Genomic DNA, 21,428 nt, shown 5'->3' on the forward strand with positions numbered 1-21,428 from the left:
TATTAACTGCCGAAGCTTTTTTGATTTTTCGGTGTTTCAGAAAGAAGGTCTACCATGCAAACTGGAATTAACTTTCCGTTTCTGACAGTAATATCCGGACAATCTTTGCAGTACTCTATACTTCCTGATGCTGTCAAATTTGGGCCCTGCTGAAAACAGGTAAGCTTATATGTTATTTTAGATCCCGGCAATAATAGATTTAATAAGAACCCAATTGTATGAAATAAGGTAATAAAATTAAGACTGATAAAACCATACAGAAGGCAAACCGAAAATGTTTGAAATTCCGTCCAGACAACATCGAACGAATAAGTTCCGAATTTTTTTTGGTGAAGCATATTCCCTAAAATGGCAAGTCGCTTAAAGGAGGGCTTTACATGTAAAATTTTTGTTTTGCCATTTTTTTTACTGATGCTAAAAGAAAAATATATAAGCCATCGCATATCTTCTGAGTTTTCACTTGAAGCGATGTATGCATAAGGAAGCATTTTGTAATTCCCGTATAAGCTGTGAAACACTTCCTTGTTAGTAACCTGCTGATGAACTAGGGATTCTTTGTTTGCTTCTGATTTGTAATGACGATCTTTCCCAAATTTTTCACTGATTTTTGATGAGTCGCAGCAGCAAGTGACAAGCAGCCATTGGTAGCCTGGCGATTTCAGGTAATACTCAAAAAAAGCGGGAAAGTCCTTTAAACTATCTTGATACAATGTAACTTCCAGGCCGCACTTAATCCCATGAGTTAAAATTCTATTTGAAATTGTTTCGCGTAAAGTATTTAATTCATTTTCAGAAGCTCCGCTTTCAACATCAGGCCGTTGTTGCTGAGAATCAATATGGAGAAAGATTTTAAAAAGGCCCGCTTCTTTATATAGCTTCAACCTTTTATCTGTTAAGGCAAAACCATTGCTTAGCATTTGCACCATAACACCCTTTTGAGCAATGTATTTAATGACTTCAGGTAGTTTGGGATGCAGGCTGGGCTCGCCGCCTGCCAGTGTAATGACATGTAAATTTCTCCGGGAAACAGCGTAGTCAACTTCGGATTTAATTTCATCCAGCGGCTTGGTATAGTCGAATTTGGATTTATAACAAGCCCTGCAGGTTATATTGCATTTTTGATTTACCTCGATTATCAGGTGCGGCACATCTTTGCCTTCAAATGGCAGCATTACAGGATGATCTGTATTGTCTGGAATATCTTTGAATAGCATTAGGCGGGTGCTTGACTTAAATTTTTAAACCCAATAAGTAATTAATAAACCTTGTAGTTTAGTTAGAATATTAGGGCACAGCCGTTAAAGTACAATAGATAACATTTACTCTACCCCATATTTAGCTTATGGAACAAATCCAACAGCTCACTTGAAGAGAACACTTAGCTCCATAAGCCCTATAATCATAAGAAGCAAAAACAGCATCAGGATAAAAAAAACACCGGACAATATCAATACTCCAGAGAAGACTTTTTTATTTACTTCCCTGTTATCTCCCTTTTTGCTTTCCAACATACGTCTCCTTTTCCAAAATCTAATCGGTCCTCATCTACTCTATAATTCAATCACTCACCGATCCTGAGTGATTGAAACGCTGGTGCTGTTTTTATCCTGAATCCTTTTATCAATAGATGGTTTTACAACATTGATTAAAACCCAAAACATCACAAAAGTTATTGCGCCCCAAATAGTCAGAATAATTAACGCCCATAGTGGAGCCCTGAAAAGTAAGTCTTCCGTTATTGTCAATTTTAATTGTGCTCTGCTGATGGCCATAATTACATGTTTTTATATCAAATTATTTTGTATTTCCCTTAATTGATCTTTGAATGCGGCTTTTTGTTGCTCACCAATTGCCCGGTCGCAATCTTCAAACCTGAAGTATATTTTTTCAAGTTCCTCTTTAGTCAGAAGGGTTTCTGCCATTTGAAATACTTCATCGTTTTCAACAGCAATATGATCAAGCAGCGCTTCTGTATAAATACGGAGTTGTTGTTGTACACGGAGGTAATCCTTTTTACCAAGAAACGCTTCAATATTCCTGATCAGACCGCGGAAGTCTTCGTGATTTTCAAACATTTCCTTTATTACACCGTCTGCCAACAACTCATTTTTTTTATTCATTTCCGGGAAAAGAATATCTTCTTCCTTACGGTGATGATACTGATCCGCATAACATTTGAAAAACTTAATCAATTGACTAAGAATTGTTATATATCTTGTTTCGTCTTTTACAAGCAGCGAATCTAATTTCCCTGCTATATCTATCGCAAGGACTATAGTTTCATGTTCATTGTACAGTGTCTTTATCGGATCCTTCATCACCTAAAATTATTTCTATACTATCTGCCAGATTTTTTCTCCGGACAATATTTTGTTTAAGGGAAGCTTCCCCTTTTTGATTTTAGCATTTTCAACCTGAAGTCTCAATTCCTCTTCATAAATTGTCCTTTCCTCAGTGTAAACTACGCCAAATGGCCGCGGGAAATGAACTTCAGTACTATCTGAGAATCGTGCTATGATATTGGCTTTTGTTTTATTCCTTTCATCATGTATCCATAGATCTTCAATAGATAGGCCGGCTTCTTTAATATTTACAATAACAGGTTTTAATCCGTCCAGCTTTATTCCTTTTTCTTCACTGTTGCCAAACACAAGCGGTTTCCCGTGATTGATATAAATCGCTTCTTCCTTTTTTGTTTCCTTTTCAGAAAACGGGAAAAAGGCGCCATCATTGAATATCGGGCAGTTCTGATATATTTCAACAAACGCTCCTCCTTTATGTTGATGAGCGCGCTTAATAACAGCTTGCATATGTTTCGGGTCCCTGTCGAGTGTGCGGGCTATAAATGTTGCTTTAGCACCGAGCGCCAACTCTATCGGATTAAAGGGCTCTTCAATAGATCCATAGGGAGTTGTTTTAGTGATTTTACCTTTTTCTGAAGTCGGAGAATATTGTCCTTTTGTAAGGCTATATATCTGGTTATTGAACACAAGCATTTTGATATCAAAATTCTTTCTCATAAAATGGATAAAGTGATTCCCCCCGATAGATAGGGCATCTCCATCGCCGCTGATAATCCACACACTCAATTCGGGATTAGCCATCTTAACACCGGAGGCAATGGCCGCAGCTCTTCCATGAATACTGTGCATGCCAAATGTATCCATGTAATATGTAAAACGCGAAGAGCAGCCAATACCGGAAATAAAAACGAAATTCTCTTTTGGAATTCCTAATTCCGGAAATACAGTTTGCACCTGTTTCAAAATGGAGTAATCTCCGCAGCCCGGACACCACTTCACATCCTGATCCGGGATAAAATCCCTGGGAATGAGTTTTGAACCTGTATTTGTAATACTGTTCATTTATCGTTTAGTGTTTTAATAATCTTGTCCTTCAATTCCCGTGTAGTAAAAGGCAACCCTTGTATTTTATTGAAGCCAGTAGCAGGAATAAGATATTTTGCCCGGATGAGTTGAATGAGCTGGCCTGAATTTATTTCGGGAATCAATACTTTTTTGAAATTTCTGAGAAGCTCACCGAGGTTTTTCGGGAATGGATTAATATGCCGGAGATGTATATTCGCTACATCATATCCCTCTTCGGCCAGCTCAAGCACAGTGGTTTTAATTGTTCCGTATGTAGAGCCCCAGCTTAATACAACCACGCCGGCATTTTCACTGCCTGTGTCTACCTGGGCTAACGGAATATAATCGGCTATTTTTTGTATTTTTTCCGCACGCAGCTGTGTCATCAATTCGTGATTTTGGGGATCGTGGGAGACATTGCCTGTATCATTTTGTTTTTCCAGTCCACCAATGCGATGCTCAAGTCCTTTTGTGCCTGGCTTAATCCATGAGCGTGCGAGTTTCTCATTTCGCTTGTATGGGAGCAAGCCTTCTGCTTCTGAATGCGGTTTGGTGAGAAAACCTGCGTTAATTTCTCTGAGCCGATCTTCGGTAGGGAAACGCCAGGGCTCCGAGCCATTCGCGATGTATCCGTCACTTAAAAGAATCACCGGTGTCATGTGTTCAACCGCGATCCTGCATGCTTCATAAGCCGCATCAAAGCAATCGGAGGGGGAAGATGCAGCCAATACAGGGAGTGGAGATTCTCCATGTCTTCCATACATTGCCATTAAGAGGTCTGATTGTTCGGTTTTTGTAGGAAGTCCTGTTGAAGGTCCCCCTCGCTGAACATTAATAACAACCAAAGGAATCTCGAGCATTGCAGCCAGTCCGAGAGCTTCTGTTTTCAACGAAAAACCGGGTCCCGATGTTGTGGTTACAGCCAGGTTTCCAGCGTAAGATGCGCCAATCGCTGAGCATATTCCGGATATCTCATCTTCTGCCTGGAACGTTAATACTCCGTTCGCTTTGTATTTTGAAAGCTCATGCAATATATCAGATGCCGGGGTAATTGGGTATGACCCAAGGAACAAAGGTAATCTGGCTTTTTCAGAAGCCGCAAGCAATCCAATAGCTGTAGCGTGGTTACCTGAAATGTTCCGGTAGTTCCCGGTTGGCAGCTTGGCTGAGGAGATTCTAAATCGGGTAGTAAAAATTTCCGTGTTTTCTCCGAAATTCCAACCTGCCTGCAGCGATTTGATATTCGCGTCAGCCATATCCTGATTTTTTCCAAACTTTTCCTTTATAAAATTCAAAGTATAATCAAGCGGCTTATTAAACATCCAGAAAAGAATACCCAGAACAAACATGTTTTTACAACGTTCCCTTTCTTTTGTTCCAAGGCCTGTGCCCGAAAGCACTTCATTATTAAGCTTGCTTACTTCTACTTTATAAATGATGTAATTGTCAAGCGAGTTGTCTTCGAGGGGGTTAGTACCCGTCGTATAATTGGCCAGCTTTAAATTTTTAGCATCGAATCCGGATGTATTGGCTATCAGAATCCCGCCCATTTTTAATTTGGGGAAATCCACTTTTAATGCTGCGGCATTCATGGCTACCAATACATCATATTGATCTCCCGGAGTAAAGATTTCTTTGCTCCCAAAGTGTACCTGAAAGCCTGAAACACCTGCCACTGTGCCGGCCGGCGCACGAATCTCAGAAGGATAGTCCGGAAATGTATTCAGATCCTGGCCCAGAAAAGCTGCAGTGTCTGTAAATTGCATGCCTGTAAGCTGCATACCATCACCAGAATCGCCGGAAATGCGGATAACTATGCTTTCCGATTCCACACTATTTATGATTTTCTTTTCCTGTCCTTTCAATATGTCCACACTATCCTGCAAGTAATGTCTTCTTTTTTAATTGGAGTTCTTCTTTCGATTCCATTCTTTCCTCATCCTGTATGCAACAATTAACAGGATACCGTAAAACATTGGGGTTCATCATAAAAGCCGGCACACTCAGTGCATTTTTCCGGAACAATGAAATAGATATTTTGGCTTAAGCCTGGTTGCGCGGTATCAGCATCCGCTGTAATTCCTAAATACCCTCCAATAAAACTTTGTAAATAAACTTGTTTCCGAAAATAATTACTATGATGCAGGTCATAGTTTATAATAGGCGCAAAAGATAAATTAACTTGTGCATAGCAGCATACAATGGTGAAATTCGTAATGTACTTTCATCGTTTGAGTTCAACTTATTGTGAATAATTATATCATGCGCATATGATGATATCCAGGAGATTGTATGGAGGACTATATGTTGAATTAAGGAGGAATGGCATACTTCATGAATCCATTCCCAATATTTTGCACACCGGAGAGTTCCGGAAATTTCGTTATAAAAAGAAATTATTAAATGAAATGTTGAGCAATGCCTGATTACAGTCTTCGGCGATCAATAGTTCTTGGAAGTGTATACCTGTTAATTGGTCTGCATATTGCGCACTGGAAAATTTCAGGCTGCTCCCTGGCACCACTGGAACTTAATGAAGTGTCGTATACGCTTCATTTAGGAATGATAACTGCCGGATTTATTTTTATGTCTGCTGCTGTTATTTCAACACTTATTGTGGGCCGTTTTTTTTGTTCCTGGGGATGTCATCTGCTCGCCCTACAGGATTTGTCATCATGGTTACTTTCTAAAGCCGGCATACGTCCGAAGCCTGTTCGATCCCGTATGTTATTGTGGATACCCATACTTGCCATGTTCAATCTTTTTATTTTTCCACTGGCAAAACGCCTATGGGAAGGAAATGGATTGCCCGATTTTCATGTTGTTTCAGATGTACATCAATGGTCTTCATTTATTTCCAATAACCTTTGGAGAAATCTTCCCGGTCCCGGTATTACAGTATTAACTTTTGTGGTCTGTGGATTTCTGATGATTTACTTTTTGGGATCCAGAAGCTTTTGTAATTACGCATGTCCGTATGGCGCTATTTTCTCAGTTGTAGATCGCCTGGCTCCCGGCCGGATTGCACTTACCGGTGATTGTACTCAATGCGGGTTATGCACCGCCCGATGCCAGTCAGATATCAGGGTACATGAAGAAATTAACCGTTTTGGAATGGTAGTTAATCCTGCATGTCTGAAAGATCTTGATTGCGTGAGTGTTTGCAACGAACAAGCCATTCATTTCAGTTTTACCTCGCCTCCTTTATTTGGCAAAGATACCCAGGTAAAAAAATATTATTCTTACTCCCGTTTTGAGGATTTTGTAATCGGTATAATTTTTTTGCTGAGCCTGTTTATCCTCAGGGGACTTTATGAAACAATTCCGTTTCTGCTTGCAATTGCGATTTCTATTTTATTTGCCAGCTATTTCCTTTTCGCTTACCGGCTTATAAAAGAAAAGGGGATCTGTCTTTTTAATAACAACACCCTGAAAAAAATGGGGAGATATACTTCTGTCGGCAAATTTTCGCTGATCATAGGGTTGTTTATATTATCTTTCATGTTACACAGTATATTTATCCGTTGGCATTATTATTCAGGAACACGGGCATATCTTTTAGTCAAAAAATATGCTGAAGTTTCGGCAGGGGGCTATATGTCGCCTCACCTGTTTAAAACTGCAGACCTGGCATTAGTACATTTTAAAAAAATTGACAGGTGGGGTTTACTGACGCCGGCGAGCATAAATCGTCAGCTGGCTTCCTTATATCTGATGCAGAGGGATTATCCGTTGGCTGTACAGCATTTGCAAAAAACCTTACTGCAATCACCCGCTGATAATGAGGCGCGGTTGCGGTTGGGAAATGCATATCACCTTTGGGGTAAAAGCGCTGAAGCTTCCGACGTATTTCGGAATCTGATCTCCGGATTTGGACAACTATTTTCGAAACGAGATACAGCGATATTTGCGGGTGCAAATTCGCAATTGGGAGATATTTTAGTGTCTCAAAAAAAATACAGAAGTGCATTTCTTTGTTATTCTGCTGCTTTATCAATGGATTCCTGCAATGCTGTTCTGTGGCTTTCTTATGGATCCGCCCTGGTAAAAAACGGACAACTCTCCCGGGCAAAAGACTGCCTGATAAAAAGCCTGGAAATTGATCCCGGCTGTGCACCAGCACATTTTAACCTGGGAACAGTTTACGCGCTCATGAGTCAAACAGAAGATGCTGTACTGCATTACCGCTTGTCGGCTCAATTGAACCCTAAAAGGGCAGAAACATTCTGTAATCTCGGTATACTTTTTTTCAAACAGCACAAATTTAATGAAGCGGAAGTTGCTCTTGGCAAAGCAGGGGAATTGGATCCAAATTCAGCTATTATATATTCTTACATGGCCAAGGTGCTTGATGAAAAGAAGGAAAGCCACAGGTCGGATAATATTATTCAACAGTAATCTTGCCTGCTGCCAAAGTAGTTCTCTCTGAAAATATTTTGTAGAAATAAAGGCCATTTGTCAGACCCATCTTGCCAATAACTGTTGTACCGGAAGATATATTTGTCGCTGTCTTAACAATTCGTCCTGTAATATCATAAATTACAAGACGATAATTAATTACTGTACCCTCCTCAATTTTTATGTTTAATACATCTGTGAATAAATTACGGGTAAGCGTGTAATCTGGCATAGATTTATCAAAACGCTTTGCTCTTAGGAGGCAGGTTTTGTCAACAAATGCTGTCCCAGATACCCGGGCGCTTGCCGGATGAAAGTCGGCAGTTGTTATCTCCCAGTCATAAAGACAGGTATAATCACTTTTCCCTAATCCTGAAGTTTTTATTGATAAAACACCGGGTATAGTATATGGATAGCTGAGGTTGGCGGTGTTTCCATAAAAGGCATGACCAGAATCGGCTTTAATGAAGAGCATATAATTAAATTCAGGAATGACAGGAAATCCAAGTGGAATACGATTCTTTCCGGTAACCAGACTTACTCTTTTTGTATTAAGTTCATTGCCACTCCACTCCAACATTGACAGGGTAAATGTTCCTGGATTTTTTGCATAAACTGTTATAGCCTCAAGTGTAAAGGGCGACATACAGTCAAATATCAAGTATGATGAACGTTTATAGTATTTCCCTTCACCACTCGTATCTGATTTGCCAACATGACCCGACAGCCCTGGTATTGTTTTCACATTTTCTACAAAGAAGGTTGTTGAGTTTGTAAGAGAAGGGGTCATATATGAATTTCCCTTTGCTACAACTCTCCCCCCGATTGGCTTATCGTACCATACAAGGCTTTCAGTGCCAAATGCCTTCAACAGCACAGAGTCACCTGAGCAAATTGTATCGCCAATAGTTATGGGAGGAGCAGGTGGATCAAGCATATTCACAGTAAGCGGTGCTGATGTAGCGGTCCCACACGGGCTTGTAAGCGTCACATAGTATATTCCTCCTGACTTCACTGTAATAAATGAAGTAGTATCACCGGTTGACCATTTGTAAGAATAGGCGGCTGTTGCAAGAAGTTTTAAACTGTCTCCCTGACAAATAGTAGTGGGCCCCTGGGGATAAATAATAGCCGTAGGATTTCCGACATTGTCCTGCCTGGACAAATTAACTGGTACTGTTATTATATTATTGCTCTTGTCCGATTCAAGAAAATGATTGTCAGGATCGATTTCTAATACCAGATAGTAATCATTTCCGTTACATGTTCCTGGTGGAATGTCTATCCACATACCATAGAGATTTTTATCATATGTGTCAGTATAGCCGGGAGATATGCCCTGAAATCCCAAAGCACAGTCATAATATCCTTCCCTTCCGGAGTTGGGGAATTTATCGTCAAGCAATATATTGTCTTTTGAATCCCGGCAGATACCGGGATAGGAGGAGCATTTTCGCTCATCATCTAAACAGAATGAATTTTTGTAGGCTCCTGCGACTATTGGCCATTTTTTAGGATTAGGCTCTTTCGGATTTTTAAGCCGTAAGCTCAGAAATTCAAAATTCCCAATATAAAAACTTGAGCTCAGCACGTTATATGGCATTGCACCCAATACGTGATCAAAATAAGAAACAGAATCCGATGTTTTTTGATAGATGCGCTGTATCACTATATGCTTGGGCTCAAGACCATCCGGGCATTTACCTATATACCCGGTAGAGAAGGTATCACTGCCGCATACCAAAAAATTTGTAGTACGTAATTCAAGAGGTCCTGATCCGATATTTGGTGTTGAAACAGAGAGCCTCAGCCTGCCATCATTCATACTAAAATCGGCGTTTTTTTGAGGATATTCAATATACCCTCCCGTATCCGTCAGAATTTGGCGGGAGATAGTCATGTCAGGCAACAAATCGCAGTTTATAGTGGTTTCATTAATGCATTTGCTTCCTCTGGCGTCTTTAGTTGTGCAGGATTGGGAATACATAGCAAGTAATAAAGAAACATAACAAAGTAAAAAGGATATTGAACGTTTAACTAAATGTGAAAAATTTAATACGAATGAAAGCATCGCCTATGTTATTTGGTAAGTTGGGAATACAAATTATTTTTGATAAACATTTTAAGTATGTGAACTTTTCTGAAAAAACAGGCTTGCAAATCGCAGTTCAAAATAGCAGGTATGAGTACTTCCAGGGGAGGAAGAAATCGGCAAGTTGGTATAAAGATATTTGATGCAGGCCGAAAAAATTATGATCAAACGCAATAGAAGATTTTGTTTATGAACAGAAACAAAATCAGATATGGGAACAGCCGATCATCCTAAATTCATCTCCCTTTGACCTGAAGATATTACGCTTTCATTTAGATCAAATTTTATTATAAACGTAGTCCCCTCTCCAAGCTTGCTGGTAAAATCAATTTTCCCGTTCAATAGTTCCACATACTTTGCAACAATATTGAGTCCAAGGCCTGTCCCCTGTATGGCGGAAACATTTTCTCCTCTGAAAAATCTTTCGAAAAGATGTACCTGGTCTTCATCAGAAATCCCCATTCCATTATCCTCAACTTTAAGAATTAAATTTGAATGGAGAGCTTCACTTTTAATGCTTATTCTGCAGTCTTCCTTCGAAAACTTAATTGAATTTGAGATAAGGTTTAATAAAATATGTTTTAATATCTTCTTATCAAGGATAATTTCATCCTGGCCAAAGTGATGGTATTCGATTTTCTGCCCGGGTTGGGCCACTAAAAGCATTTCCCGGACAACGTCTGACACCGCATTGTATATCGAAAACTGCTCTAATGAGGTTGTCATTCCTCCTTCTTCGAGTTTACTAACAGAAAGGATATCATTTAATATATCAGTAAGATGGACTACAGCAGATTTTATCCGGTCAATATGCCTGTTTTGTTTTGCTTTTTCGTTTTGTTCACCATATTTCGAGACCAGGGATAGCGAAGACAGAATGGTGGCAAGAGGTGTCCGGAACTCATGGGACGCAGTTGAAACAAATCGTGTTTTAAGCTCATTTAATTCCTTTTCGTGCTCTAAAGATTTCTGCAGCTCTTCCTCCGACTTTTTAAGATTTTTAAGTGCATTTTCCAGAACAACAGTTCGTTCTTTAACACGCTCCTCAAGATAAAAATTTGACTCTTTAAGATCTGCTGTCAATTGCTGCAGGACTTCATGCTGCTCTATAGCTTTCCGTTCAATTTTTTTATACCTGACAATAACAATCGCGCATGTAATAACAACCATAATAGAAAGCAGACGATTGGCAATGGCTATATAGGCAACCGCACCCACAGAAGCTGGCGGCGAAAAAAAATACCCGGAAATTATCAGTACAACTCCCGTCAGGGCAGAGATAACAATGTATCTCTTATCATTAGCCCACATTGAAAGAAGCATAACACCTACATACCAGATGCCATCCGCAACACCAAGGGGTGTAAGCAGGTCAATAGCGAATATTATCAACGAGAGGGATAGCCCTGTAATAAATATAAAATTCGAACTTGAATTTTTGTTAGGCGGCATTTTTTCAGATAATTTGCTTATAGCTGCAATTCCTTAAAACTCCTGTTGAGAAATACGGTTATCATTTCCTTCCGGTATTCCCGGGAGTACACGTCGTTATCCACAATCCTGGACTTTTTAACTGCTATCCGGATCATTTCCTCTTTATTATCCGATTGATTTCCTTCAATAACAATTGGTCCGGGATCAATGCAGCCTAATACAATTTTAATTTTCCCCTGTTTATTAATGGTTACTGCGCTAGTTAAAGATCCAAAGTCCATGCTTTCCCGTGGCCTTAATTTTATAAACCGCGAACGGTGTTCTTCATGAAGCGGGAGGTAAATAGCCTTGATGAGTGATGTTCTTTTGATCTTGAGAGAATTAATTCCATTCCGGCTATAGATGTCTTCGAGACGAGACATATAGCCTTCGCTATATTCAATGACTTCTACACATGCGTTCATACTAATTAATGCAATAGCCATATCAGAAACGAACTTTGAAAAGCAATTCTTTTTCCCTCCTGTCGCAATACACGTATCTCCATTACATTTGAGACAATTACCGACCGCATTTCTCCACCATTTGGTTTGATTGTAAAATGTACAGCGATTTTCACATAAAATATTCCCCCCGATAGTAGCTGTCTTTCGTATCACGGGCGTTGCCACTGCATTTGAGGTTTCTATCAGCAATGGGAATTCACTTACGATATCCGGATTCTCTTTTAAAGCATCTAAGGAAACGGCTGCGCCAATTTTCAGGTGTTTGCCGTTCCGGTTGATTTGTCTCATGTCATCAATATCAGATATATCAATCAGGCAGGATGATGAATTGTTACCGTGCAGCGTATTTACAATGACATCAGTTCCGCCTGCAATGAAACTAAAATCACTTCCGCATTCGTGAGCCAGTTTTACAGCTTCTTCAACTGTTTTTGGCCGGATATATTTTTCCATCGCAGTCATTTTACACTATAGCCCTTTTTTCAAGGCGCTTCTTCTTTATTTTGTTTAATACATCTTCAGCACTTATTGGCAAACGGGTTATCCTGACTCCTACTGCATTAAATACAGCATTTGCTATGGCCGGAATTACCGGATGCAAAGCGCCTTCGCCGCATTCTTTTGCACCGAATGGGCCTTCCGGATCATTTGATTCAATAATATTTGTGTGAATATCAGGGGTGTCGAGCGTGGTGGGGATTTTATAATCAAGAAAATTGTTGTTCAGTAATAGGCCATTGAAATATTTCATTTGTTCAGACATTGCCTGTCCGATTCCCATGTGCCATGAGCCTTCCAATTGACCTTCCACAGCGAGCGGATTTATCGCCTTCCCGCAATCATGGGCTCCCCAAACATTTAATACTTTTACAGATCCGGTTTCCACATCTACTTTTACTTCTGCCACACAAGCGCCAAAGGAATAGGATGGACTCAACCCCGCACCTGATCCTTTAAAATCGCCGCCGAGCTTTGGTGAGATATATTTGCCGCTCACACTTACCGCACCACGATGTGCTGTAAGAATATCAATCGCTTCATCCCAGGTTAAGTTAATTTCCCTGTTATTACTAAAAATCCGATTGCCGGAAAAATTCAACTCCTCAATTGCCACCCTGGTTTTTTTTGCAATTGCAGTACAAATTTCAGTCCTGAGATTTTCAGCAGCATTTTTTGCGGCATTTCCCGCCATAAATGTTACACGGCTTGAATAACTTCCTAAGTCAACAGGAGTAAGGAGTGTATCGGCGGAAAGGACAAATATTTTATCAAAACTTATACCCAATACCTCAGCCACTATCATGGCAAGCATTGTATCGCTGCCCTGGCCTATGTCGCTTGCCCCGGAAGCGATCACTATGCGTCCATCAAAATCAACTTTAAGGTGAACCACTGATTGCGGTAATTCGTTCCATACAATAGGTAAAGCGCTTCCACTGATAAAGAAACCACAGCCTACTCCGAGACCATAACCATATTCCAGCTTTCCAAAGCGCTTCTTCCAATCGGACTGCTCCATGACTTTTAGCAGGGATTCCCGGCTTCCGTTCGAAGTAATGCGGTAATGGCCAACTGTAAGAGTGTTTGAGTCCAGAAAATTCTTCATTCTGAGTTCACAGGGGTCCATTTTAATTTCATGTGCCAGATCATCAATAACAGACTCTACGGCAAACCGGGAATTTACAGCGCCGTGACCCCGCATTGCCCCGCATTGGGGTTTATTGGTATACACGCGAAAGGTCCGGAAACCAAAGTTGTTAAGCTTATAGGGAGCTTGCAGCAATACGCCATTGTAATAAGATGTAACTACTCCAAAGCTGCCATAAGCTCCGCCGTCAATCGCAATATCCGCATCAAGAGCCGTGAAGGTGCCATCTTTTGATAGTCCCATTTCTATTGTCATCTTTGAAGGATGTCGGCCATGATTCGTAATAAAAACTTCCTCGCGGGAAAGCCTTACGCGCACAGGACGTCCGATTTTTTTTGCCAGGTAAGAAATAATAATCTCGTGAGGAAAAGGATCACTTTTCCCGCCAAACCCGCCGCCAACATAAGGTTTAATGACCCTGACGCGGCTTAGTGGCAGTTCCATAACCCTGGCGAGCGACCGATGAAGGTAATGAGGAACCTGAGTAGCTGATATTATTGTCAACCCGTTTTCATTCCAAAAAGCCGTTGCAGCGTGAGGTTCGGTAAAGCCATGATTAATACCTTCAAATTCAAATGACATTTTACTTGTAACATCCGATTCACTCAGTCCTTGTTTCTGATTTCCAAAACGCAGTTCGGCTTTCTTATGTATGTTGTTATTAAACTTGCAATGTTCATGTATCTTCTCATTAGTTCCGACATCGTTCAAAGAGTCTTCAATGTGTAGAAATTCTTTAATGGTATTGTATTTAACCACGATCTTCCTGCATGCTTCAAGAGCCAGGGCCTCTGTATCAGCCGCCACTGCTGCAACAATTTCTCCAACATACCGTACTTTGTCAATTGCGAGTGCTGTTTCATCCTGTGAAATAGGCAGAACGCCGAACGTAACCGGCAACTCTTTTCCTGTTACAATATAATGCACGCCTTCCATTCCCGCTGCTGCAGAAATATCAATGCTTTCAATTTTGGCATGAGGGTAAATACTTCTCAGAAATTTACAATGAAGGGCATTCTTAATCTCTATATCGTCTGCATATTCAGCTGTTCCCTTTACTTTCCTTTCAGATTCAATATAGGGCTTTCGTTTACCAATAACGTTCAAAGTATTTAACTCGGGTGTATCAATATTTTCCGATGGAACTATTCCTCCCGCTATTTCGGATGAATATTCAGCAACAGCCTCTATAATTTTCTTGTATCCCGTGCAGCGACATAAATTTCCTGAAAGAGCCGTCTTAATTTCTTCTGTTGACGGATTAACGGTTTTGCTGACAAATTCGAGTGCGGTAATTACCATACCGGGAGTACAAAATCCGCACTGAATCGCACCCTTTTCAATAAATTTTTGCTGTAGTTTATGGAGTTCACCGTTTTTAGAGAGCGCTTCGATAGTTATTATTTCAGCGTTCCCGCAGCGGTGAGCCGGAGTTATGCAACTTAAGGCTGGTTTTCCATTAACTAATACCGTACATGCTCCGCAACTGCCTTGCTCACAACCAATTTTAGTCCCCGTTAATCTTACTTTCTCACGAATCACTTTCGAAAGCATTTCATGTTCCTCTGCAAGCAGGGTAATAAGACTTCCGTTTATTCTGAGTTGAAGTTCTTTCATTTTAAATCATATTACTTCCAATACTTTTACCGCCATCCACATAAATTGTTTGACCTGTTATAAACTGTGTCGTTTCTGCAGCCAGGAAGGAAACTGCGGTTGCCACATCCTCCGGTTTTCCCATGGACTTTGTTGGCTGCGCTTCAATTAATTTTCCTAAAATTTCCTTTTCCAATTTTTGTGTAAGCGGTGTGTCAATTAGCCCCGGGGCTATTGCATTTACAAACACATTATATTTGCCGAGCTCGAGGGCTAAAGCTCGTGTAAGCGAAACAACACCTGCTTTGGATGCGGAGTAATTACTTTGTCCGCGATTCCCAAGCCATGCGCGTGAAGATATGTTAATGATTCGCCCCCCATTTTGCCTTTTCATAATTATTGCCGCTTCCCGGCACATTAACCAGGTACCTTTCAGGTTTATATTTATTACTGTATCAAATTCGGCAGTAGTCATGTTCCAGATCAGGTTATCACGAATAACGCCGGCATTGTTTACCAGTATATCAACCTGTTTGTGCTTCGAAATAATTTTCTGAAATAATTGTTGGATGATTTTCTCTTTGGTGATGTCGGCTTTGGCAAAGCTCAATTTGTCTTTGCCGAATTCAGCCAAAAGCTTTTTGCCGCCATTTTCATCTATATCAATCGCGATTACAAAACAGTTATCTGCAATGAGTTTCTTTACGATCGCTTTTCCAATACCTTTTCCTGCGCCGGTTACGAGTGCAATTCTTTTTCCCATTGTTTCACATTGTTTTTAACTAGTATTAATTTCGCCAAAATGCTAAACGCTATTTCATCCGGCCCTTCGGCTCCGATATTAATACCCATGGGCATATCAACTGTTTCCAGTTTTTCTTCCGGTATGTTTAGCCCCTGTACAAATATTTTTTTTGTCATTTCAACTTTCCGCCGGCTCCCGATCATGCCCAAATATGCGAATGGCTTTTTTAGGCAAAAGGCCAGAATATCTCTGTCCTTTGGATGACTGTGAGTCATAATACAGATAAAAGTGTTTTCATCGAATGGAAGCAGCTGCAATGCCTTTTGACAGGGTATATTCATTTTATTGACCTCCTCAGTAGTACATTGGTTAATGTATTCTTTACGTTCATCAATTAAAACAATTTCGAAATTGAGATTGCTGGCATACCTAGCAAGTGCCTGGCCGGTATGCCCGGCACCAAAAATGTATAATTTGTTCATTTTCATAATCGGCTCAATGTAAATGTCCACCGTTCCTCCACAACACATATTATGTTGGTTCAATAAATCATGCCGATAAAGCTTTGGCCTCTTCTCACTAATTGTCGACAATGCATTACCAATAACTTTTCTTTCTAATTCTCCTCCTCCTATGGTTCCGTAAATTTGACCATCGGAATAAACTATCATCTTTGCACCAATCTTTCTGGGAGTACTTCCATGTGTATTCACAACGGTGCATAGTGCCACTCCCTGATTAATTGCTTCAGCTTCAGCTATCTTTTTATATAAGTCCTTCACTTATTTTTACTTTTTGCTCAATAGCCCTTTCGTAATCATCCGGAGTATTTATATTGGTCAATATATATTCGTCGTTAACAATAATGTTCCGCCTTGGAAACCCCGACAAAACACTTCTGAGATTTAAATCCTGATCAGGAATTACTGAACTCACATACCGTATAATATTTTTTGAGATTACGATAGGATGACCGTTTTTGCCCTGGTAAGAAGGAATAGTGTATCCATATGAATTTCTGTTCTCCAGCAAATTTTTAATGGTTTCCATATTCACAAAGGGGTTATCAATATTCTGAATGAAACAACAATCCATGTCCATCATCCTTTCCATCCCGAGTTTAATAGAATGAAATCTTCCGGCTTCACGTGCAGGGCTTCTGACTATTTCAGAAGTTGGCAGTACTTCGTCAATGTATTTGCTCCACTCATCACTGCAGAAATCTGAATTCAATACAACACAGATATTTTTTATTCCCGCATTCCAATATCTGTCAACAATTCTTTTCAGAAACGTTTCACCCTGGTACAAGAGATAGGCTTTCGGAAAATTCATCCGTTCTGATTTCCCTCCTGCCAAAATGAGTGCTCCGGTCATATTATTCATTCTCAGTCCATTTATATACGAAAGTATTCTTATTCGCCTTTTAATATTATGATTCAAATCATAGTATTTTCATTGGCATTGGAGTTATTTTGTTTAAAATAAATTTGAAATGAAATCTCTTGATGCCATACTGAAAGAATGCGAAGAGCTTGCTTTCGATTTAAATTTTTCACGTGCTAAAAAATGGAAAGCGGAACACAAGGATCGGATTTTAGTAGGGTATCTACCGATTTATATTCCGCGCGAGATCATACATGCCGCAAGTGGTCTTCCGGTTGGCATCATGGGGGCGGGCGACAGAAAACAAATAATCAAAGGCGACGCCTATTATCAGTCCTATATTTGCCATTTGCCCCGTGGCATTATTGAAATGGCACTCGATACTAATTTAAGCGGGTTTGACGGGTTCCTGTTTCCTGCGATTTGCGATTGCGTAAGAAATCTTTCCGGAATGTTTAAGCTCTCTCATAAAGGAAAATTTCAAAGATATTTTGATTACCCTCAAAACTTTGACGCTTTCGTTGGTGGAACTTTTTACGTTCAGGAAATGGAAAAAGTAATGGAAGACATGTATAATATTAACAAAGTTAAAGTTGCTGAAGAAAATATAAATAAGGCGATTATACTCTATAATAGAAATCGAAAGTTGATCGAAGAAATATATAATATCCGGCAACAATATCCCTGGAGGTTATCTGCGGTAGAAACATATTTCATCCTCCGGGCGGGAATCACAATACCTGTTGAAGAGCATAATAAAATACTAGATCAGGTATTGGTTTATATTAATGAAGAACGGGGTGAACCAATGGATAATATTCGTGTTGTTGTTTCGGGCTCGTTTTGTGAACAACCTCCTGTCGGGTTAATAAAATCAATAGAAATGGCAGGATGTTATATTGTGGATGATGACTTTATGCTTGGGTCACGGTGGATACAGGGCGAAATTAATTCGGCTGCTGATAATCCTTTGAAATCCCTTGCGAATGCGTATATCAATCAAAGTACATTTTCATCCGCGTATTATGATGTGGGAAATCCGAAGGGAAAACGATTGGTTGAATTGGCAAAAGCGAGAAATGCAGACGGAATTATTTTTTCCGCGGCCAGCTTCTGTGATCCGGCTTTGCTCGATAGGCCGCAGATGCAGAAGGAATGTGATGAAGCGGGAATTCCCCATATCAATTTTCAGTTTCATGAAAACACAGGACAGTTTAAGGTTATTAAAGAACAGGCAGGTACATTCTCAGATTCGATTAAACTATGGGCCTGAAGCAAGTCAATAATACCGGCTATTCTGCAATAATTTTCCATAAAGAGATTTTTGGATCGATGAAAATTGCCCTGATATCGGAATGTATAATTAAAGTCATTTCATTTGGTTAAAGGACTGTATTAAAAGCCGGGGTGATTAAATTTTTCTTCGGCAGTTATTTATTTTTTAAAAAACAGATAATGGCAAATCCACAAGAGGCTATCAAGGAGAAAAGTATGAATCTCCAGAAGGAAATGCTGGCAAAGCAATTTCACGAGTTAAGTATGGCAAAAGAACTTGGGAAAAAAGTTGTATACACTTTTGTTCCCGGAAATCTTACTGAGCTGATTCTTTCATTTGATATGCTCCCTGTGTATCCTGAAATTAATGCACTTCAATCGGGAATGAGAAAAAAATCAGGTTCATTTATAAAGGATGCTGAAAAAATCGGGTTTTCGGAAGATGTGTGTACATATGTAAAATGCGACATAGGCATGATGTTGAATGGAAATATCGGACCTACAGGAGAAAAGCTTCCCAGTCCCGATTTACTTCTGCTCAGTTACACAGGCTGCTTTACTTTTCTCAAGTGGTTCGAAAACCTGGAGAGGCTTTATCCGGGAGTTCCGGTTGCTATGCTTCATACGCCCTACCAAGAGGACGGAAAGATAACCAAAGATCAGATCGAGTATATGGTAAAGCAGCTGAAGGAAGATGTAATTCCTAAAATGGAAAAGGTTTCAGGAAAAAAGTATGATCCTTCAAGATTGTCGAAAATGATGGAGAATTCGGTAAAGGCCGAAGATCTGCTTGTAAAAGTTCTGGAAAGTGCAAAAAATGTTCCTTCGCCAATTGATGCATATTTTGCCGGGGTGTATTATATAGGCCCCATATTCACTGCGTTTCGGGGAACGGAAGAATCGGTAAATTATTATACAGAGCTTTGGAATGAGGTTCAGGATCGGATGAAACTTGGATTGGGACCGGTTACGCCGGAAGGCGAGATGAAAGAGCAAAAGTTTCGCTTAGTAGTGGAAGGCCCTCCAAACTGGACAAATTTTCGGGAATTTTGGAAAATATTTTACGACATGGGTGCAGTTATTGTGGCTTCTTCCTATACAAAAGTAGGGGGTGTTTATGACTTAGGATTCCGACATGATCCCAAAGAACCATTGGAAAGCTTATCCAGGTATTGTATGGGATGCTATACCAACATGAATTTACCGCAGCGTGTTGGCCTTCTTGAGAAATATGTGAAGGAGTATAAAGCGGATGGCTTCCTTATTAATTCCATTAAAAGTTGTAATTCCTTTTCGGCCGGACAGCTTATGATTATGCGTGAAATTGAACAACGAACGGGAGTTCCGGTTGGCTTTATCGAAAGCGACCTGGTCGATCCGCGGTATTTCTCATATGCGAATATTAAAAACCGCCTGGAATCGTACTTCCAGATGCTGGAACAACGAAAAATTATTTTGAAGCAGGAAGGCATAGCTGCCTGATTAATAAATAAAAACTGTATACTAAAATGAATAAATACTATCTCGGGGTTGATCTGGGATCTACTACCTCAAAAGCGGTCATCATCGACGAAAGGGATGAAATTATCGGACGTGGAATTACTAATACCCGCGCTAACTATGCAGTTGCTGCTGATATTGCCCGCGATGAAGCCCTTTATAACGCCCGATTCTTCGTGCTTCAAAAAAAATTGGAGGAAGAAATAAAAGCAAAACCTGAGTACAGGAAATACATCACCGACCTCGAAAGTGTTTTTCAATACGAGCAATTCAAAGTTCGCCTTGATAGATTGGGCTTGGAGTTATTGAAAACGTGCAATACTTTTTTTAAAGATGAAAAACAGAAGGAAGAAATCATCGGCCACCTGAGAAATATCCGAAAGGCATTCAAGCCGGTAATCAAACGCGACTATCTCTACAATAACCTGGGTTCTAAAAATCAATTCTTCAGGGATATTGTTTCGGAAAAATATAATGAAGAAGTGAATAAACTTGACATGTCTCTATTTGAGCCACTCATGACTGTATGGGACAAAAGTATTAGTCCCGCCGAAAATGAGCGTATTCAATTCAACTTTCAGGAACTTGTTCACAAAGCGATGGGAGAACTGAAGGATAAGTATAAAAATCTTCCTGATACGGTTGCGGATAACACAAGTGTAAATTTTGACGCGGAAATGAATTTACTTAAGGGTAATTTCAACCATGTTTCAGAAACGCTTCGCGAACATATTGATGAGATCGCTGAGATCGAATTCAACATTACCAGCATGACCGGAACAGGTTATGGTCGTGCGCTATTACCTTTTCCACAGGATTGTATTCGGTCCGAAATTTTGTGTCATGCCTTTGGCGCGCACGCAGTTTTCCCGGAAACCAGAACAGTACTTGATATTGGCGGGCAGGATACCAAAGCTATACAAGTTGATAAATATGGCCTTGTTACAAGTTTCCAGATGAACGACAGATGCGCGGCAGGATGCGGAAGATACCTGGGCTACATTGCTGATGAAATGAGCATTTCACTGAATGAGCTTGGTCCCATGGCCATGAAGGCAGAAAAGGAAGTGACCATTTGTTCTACCTGTACCGTATTTGCCGGAGCAGAATTGCGTGAACTTACCAATCTTGGAGAGAAACGGGAAGACATACTTGGAGGATTGCACAAGGCAATAATCATGCGTGCTATGTCCTTAATTGCACGCTCCGGAGGAGTATTTAATGAATTTACATTTACAGGCGGAGTTGCACGGAATCCGGCAGTTATAAAATACCTGGGTCAGCTTGTAAAAGAAAATTACGGAGATGGCATAAAAATAAATATTCATGCTGATTCCATATTCATGGGAGCCCTTGGCGGTGCAATGTTTGCCAGAAGAAATATTCAGGCAGATTTACCAATTGTGAAAAAAGAAAAGGTAATATAAATAAAATACTTTCCTTTCCGTTTCATCATAGTTTATGGGGTATTCAAGATATA

16 protein-coding genes and 1 pseudogene are annotated in these 21,428 nt (G+C 40.1%); 4 read left to right on the plus strand and 13 right to left on the minus strand.

The features are described from left to right. Positions 1 to 2 precede the first annotated feature (2 nt). From HYU69_12540 to HYU69_12565, 6 genes and pseudogenes are all read right to left on the minus strand, one after another. The gene (locus HYU69_12540; protein ID MBI2271165.1) at positions 3 to 1,214 is read right to left on the minus strand and encodes a radical SAM protein; all 1,212 of its coding nucleotides are present in this window, start codon (positions 1,212 to 1,214) and stop codon (positions 3 to 5) included. Positions 1,215 to 1,565: 351 nt separating this feature from the next. Next, complete coding sequence (locus HYU69_12545; GenBank protein ID MBI2271166.1) at positions 1,566 to 1,772, minus strand: hypothetical protein; 207 nt, start codon at positions 1,770 to 1,772, stop codon at positions 1,566 to 1,568. A 12-nt stretch (positions 1,773 to 1,784) separates the two neighbouring features. Then, positions 1,785 to 2,318 carry a hemerythrin domain-containing protein gene (locus tag HYU69_12550; GenBank protein ID MBI2271167.1) on the minus strand — a complete coding sequence of 178 codons (534 nt, stop codon included), beginning with the start codon at positions 2,316 to 2,318 and terminating at the stop codon, positions 1,785 to 1,787. Positions 2,319 to 2,333: 15 nt separating this feature from the next. Beyond that, positions 2,334 to 3,365: a 2-oxoacid:ferredoxin oxidoreductase subunit beta gene (locus HYU69_12555; protein MBI2271168.1), complete on the minus strand. Its 1,032-nt coding sequence runs from the start codon at positions 3,363 to 3,365 to the stop codon at positions 2,334 to 2,336. Next, on the minus strand, positions 3,362 to 5,209 hold the full coding sequence (locus tag HYU69_12560) for a 2-oxoacid:acceptor oxidoreductase subunit alpha (GenBank protein ID MBI2271169.1): 1,848 nt from the start codon (positions 5,207 to 5,209) through the stop codon (positions 3,362 to 3,364). Before HYU69_12560 ends, HYU69_12555 begins: the two co-directional genes overlap by 4 nt. Positions 5,210 to 5,243: 34 nt before the next feature. Then, positions 5,244 to 5,406: pseudogene (locus HYU69_12565) on the minus strand (ferredoxin). 380 nt (positions 5,407 to 5,786) lie between these two features. Between HYU69_12565 and HYU69_12570 the strand changes: the two are divergent. Next, complete coding sequence (locus tag HYU69_12570; GenBank protein MBI2271170.1) at positions 5,787 to 7,766, plus strand: 4Fe-4S binding protein; 1,980 nt, start codon at positions 5,787 to 5,789, stop codon at positions 7,764 to 7,766. Here the strand turns inward: HYU69_12570 and HYU69_12575 are convergent. The 7 genes from HYU69_12575 to HYU69_12605 all read right to left on the minus strand — a co-directional run bounded on the left by HYU69_12575 (position 7,753) and on the right by HYU69_12605 (position 17,173). Continuing rightward, a complete protein-coding gene (locus HYU69_12575) occupies positions 7,753 to 9,753 on the minus strand; it encodes a T9SS type A sorting domain-containing protein (GenBank protein ID MBI2271171.1) in 2,001 nt (666 codons plus the stop codon). The two genes, HYU69_12570 and HYU69_12575, sit on opposite strands and share 14 nt — an antisense overlap. A 330-nt stretch (positions 9,754 to 10,083) precedes the next feature. Then, a complete protein-coding gene (locus tag HYU69_12580; protein MBI2271172.1) occupies positions 10,084 to 11,310 on the minus strand; it encodes a HAMP domain-containing histidine kinase in 1,227 nt (408 codons plus the stop codon). Between the two features lie 17 nt (positions 11,311 to 11,327). Further along, a complete protein-coding gene (locus tag HYU69_12585; protein ID MBI2271173.1) occupies positions 11,328 to 12,251 on the minus strand; it encodes an FAD binding domain-containing protein in 924 nt (307 codons plus the stop codon). A 10-nt stretch (positions 12,252 to 12,261) separates the two neighbouring features. After that, positions 12,262 to 15,063, minus strand: a complete 2,802-nt coding sequence (locus HYU69_12590; GenBank protein MBI2271174.1) for a molybdopterin-dependent oxidoreductase — start codon at positions 15,061 to 15,063, stop codon at positions 12,262 to 12,264. Position 15,064: 1 nt separating this feature from the next. Beyond that, positions 15,065 to 15,805: an SDR family oxidoreductase gene (locus tag HYU69_12595; protein ID MBI2271175.1), complete on the minus strand. Its 741-nt coding sequence runs from the start codon at positions 15,803 to 15,805 to the stop codon at positions 15,065 to 15,067. Then, the gene (locus HYU69_12600) at positions 15,781 to 16,569 is read right to left on the minus strand and encodes an XdhC family protein (protein ID MBI2271176.1); all 789 of its coding nucleotides are present in this window, start codon (positions 16,567 to 16,569) and stop codon (positions 15,781 to 15,783) included. The genes HYU69_12595 and HYU69_12600 overlap by 25 nt, the downstream gene beginning before the upstream one ends. Continuing rightward, positions 16,553 to 17,173, minus strand: a complete 621-nt coding sequence (locus HYU69_12605) for an NTP transferase domain-containing protein (protein MBI2271177.1) — start codon at positions 17,171 to 17,173, stop codon at positions 16,553 to 16,555. The genes HYU69_12600 and HYU69_12605 overlap by 17 nt, the downstream gene beginning before the upstream one ends. 109 nt (positions 17,174 to 17,282) lie before the next feature. On the opposite strand from HYU69_12605, the gene bcrC reads away from it, so the two are divergent. From bcrC to HYU69_12620, 3 genes are all read left to right on the plus strand, one after another. After that, the gene (gene bcrC / locus HYU69_12610) at positions 17,283 to 18,446 is read left to right on the plus strand and encodes a benzoyl-CoA reductase subunit C (GenBank protein ID MBI2271178.1); all 1,164 of its coding nucleotides are present in this window, start codon (positions 17,283 to 17,285) and stop codon (positions 18,444 to 18,446) included. Between the two features lie 182 nt (positions 18,447 to 18,628). Beyond that, positions 18,629 to 19,930 carry a benzoyl-CoA reductase subunit B gene (gene bcrB, locus HYU69_12615; protein MBI2271179.1) on the plus strand — a complete coding sequence of 434 codons (1,302 nt, stop codon included), beginning with the start codon at positions 18,629 to 18,631 and terminating at the stop codon, positions 19,928 to 19,930. A 26-nt stretch (positions 19,931 to 19,956) separates the two neighbouring features. After that, entirely contained in the window at positions 19,957 to 21,375 is a 1,419-nt protein-coding gene (locus tag HYU69_12620; GenBank protein MBI2271180.1) for a benzoyl-CoA reductase subunit A, read from the plus strand. The last annotated feature ends 53 nt before the right edge of the window (positions 21,376 to 21,428 follow it).

This window comes from Bacteroidota bacterium, from assembly GCA_016183775.1.
In the GTDB taxonomy this organism is placed as follows: Bacteria; Bacteroidota; Bacteroidia; order JABDFU01; family JABDFU01; genus JABDFU01.

Bases quoted from the DNA above. Each gene is read 5' to 3' on its own strand.
- HYU69_12540 (MBI2271165.1), bottom strand. From the start codon at position 1,214: ATGCTATTCAAAGATATTCCAGACAATACAGATCATCCTGTAATGCTG.
- HYU69_12545 (MBI2271166.1), bottom strand. From the start codon at position 1,772: ATGGCCATCAGCAGAGCACAATTAAAATTGACAATAACGGAAGACTTA.
- HYU69_12550 (MBI2271167.1), bottom strand. From the start codon at position 2,318: ATGAAGGATCCGATAAAGACACTGTACAATGAACATGAAACTATAGTC.
- HYU69_12555 (MBI2271168.1), bottom strand. From the start codon at position 3,365: ATGAACAGTATTACAAATACAGGTTCAAAACTCATTCCCAGGGATTTT.
- HYU69_12570 (MBI2271170.1), top strand. From the start codon at position 5,787: ATGCCTGATTACAGTCTTCGGCGATCAATAGTTCTTGGAAGTGTATAC.
- HYU69_12575 (MBI2271171.1), bottom strand. From the start codon at position 9,753: ATGTATTCCCAATCCTGCACAACTAAAGACGCCAGAGGAAGCAAATGC.
- HYU69_12580 (MBI2271172.1), bottom strand. From the start codon at position 11,310: ATGCCGCCTAACAAAAATTCAAGTTCGAATTTTATATTTATTACAGGG.
- HYU69_12585 (MBI2271173.1), bottom strand. From the start codon at position 12,251: ATGGAAAAATATATCCGGCCAAAAACAGTTGAAGAAGCTGTAAAACTG.
- HYU69_12590 (MBI2271174.1), bottom strand. From the start codon at position 15,063: ATGAAAGAACTTCAACTCAGAATAAACGGAAGTCTTATTACCCTGCTT.
- HYU69_12595 (MBI2271175.1), bottom strand. From the start codon at position 15,805: ATGGGAAAAAGAATTGCACTCGTAACCGGCGCAGGAAAAGGTATTGGA.
- HYU69_12605 (MBI2271177.1), bottom strand. From the start codon at position 17,173: ATGAATAATATGACCGGAGCACTCATTTTGGCAGGAGGGAAATCAGAA.
- bcrC (MBI2271178.1), top strand. From the start codon at position 17,283: ATGAAATCTCTTGATGCCATACTGAAAGAATGCGAAGAGCTTGCTTTC.
- bcrB (MBI2271179.1), top strand. From the start codon at position 18,629: ATGGCAAATCCACAAGAGGCTATCAAGGAGAAAAGTATGAATCTCCAG.
- HYU69_12620 (MBI2271180.1), top strand. From the start codon at position 19,957: ATGAATAAATACTATCTCGGGGTTGATCTGGGATCTACTACCTCAAAA.